This is a genomic window from Prochlorococcus marinus str. SB, from assembly GCF_000760115.1.
Taxonomy (GTDB): Bacteria; Cyanobacteriota; Cyanobacteriia; order PCC-6307; family Cyanobiaceae; genus Prochlorococcus_A; species Prochlorococcus_A marinus_D.
In genome coordinates, this window is record NZ_JNAS01000004.1 from 1 (window position 1) to 1309 (window position 1309).

1 protein-coding gene is annotated in these 1309 nt (G+C 37.9%); it reads right to left on the reverse strand.

Annotation, left to right across the window (positions count from 1 at the left end; genetic code table 11):
• Positions 1–258: 258 nt before the first annotated feature.
• Positions 259–1309 (reverse strand): porin (locus tag EV02_RS0109090; RefSeq protein ID WP_032520587.1); only part of this gene is annotated, 1051 nt, incomplete at its 5' end.

Here is a 1309-nt window from a genome sequence, read left to right on the forward strand (position 1 = left end):
GAAATTTCATTGAGATTTATCTCATTTGCGTTAGCAGAAATAGGAGCTAAAAAACCTAAAGCTGCTGGAGCTACCAGCAAACGCTGAAAAAGCTTCATCTGTTTGTCCTCACACAGGATTACAATACTTATAATAGTACGTTTTTCTTTTTTTGGTAGTTGTTAACAGACAAAATAAAAAGAGTCATAAAAAAAGACCTGCACATATAGGCAGGTCTCTTTTTAATTAAAAAGTTAATTTAAAATTATTTAAATAAACTTAGAAGCTAAAGCTTGTTGTAACAACCATTCCAAACTCGTCATCATCAGCGTCTTCAATTATGAATAGACCTGGTGTAACAGTCATGCCATCATTGACATCATATGAATAAGCAAGTTCATACATGTAGTTGTCATCATGATCATCAGCTAATTCTTGTGTTGATGCACCAAGACTTAATGATCCAGGACCAACTTCAGTTGTAAGACCTAAGAAAATACTGTCAGCATCATCATCATCAAATTCGTATCCAGCACTTACTGAATAAGGTGCGTCAGGTGTGTATGAAGCTTGGATACTATAAAATGATGTATCTCCACCAGCTTCATCATTATCTGTGTAAGCAAGTGAAACACCATAAGTATCAGCTGTATAAGCAGCTTCTAAACCGATAGTACTAGCATCTTCATCAGATAATACACCAGTAGCTTCAGTAGCAAAACCTACTCCACCAGCTGCTGTGAATCCATTACCGAAGTCATAAGATACAGCTACTGCTGAATCAGCCTCTCCACCAACGCTTGATGTACCACAATCACTAATAGTGTCTGTAAATGCACTGTAAGCACAAGCGCCAGTGTTAAGATCATCAACTCCAACACCGTCTCCAGCGGTTACTGTGAAACCACCAAGTGGGAAAGTATAAGAAACACCATCAAGAGTTAAGATGTCTTCTGTTCCGTCTCCACCCATGACATCATCAACAGCTGTTGTACCTGCGTTACCACCAATGACAGCTACAGCCAATGAATCTTCACCAGTGAATGATGTACTCAAATCCATTGCGAAATCATAGGTGAATGTTGTTACTCCACCATCATCTCCTTCGTCAATAGTACCTACGTAGAATGTAGAACCGAATTCTGCTGATGTTGTTGATGAAAAAGAGTCAGCTGGAGTATCTACAAGGCCTTCACCACCAGCTAATAAGGGACTTTCTTTGAGTCCATCATTATTGAAAGAGTTAACAAAATCAATACTTTCTACATTAGAATAGTTTGAAATTTCATTGAGATTTATCTCATTTGCGTTAGCAGAAATAGGAGCTAAA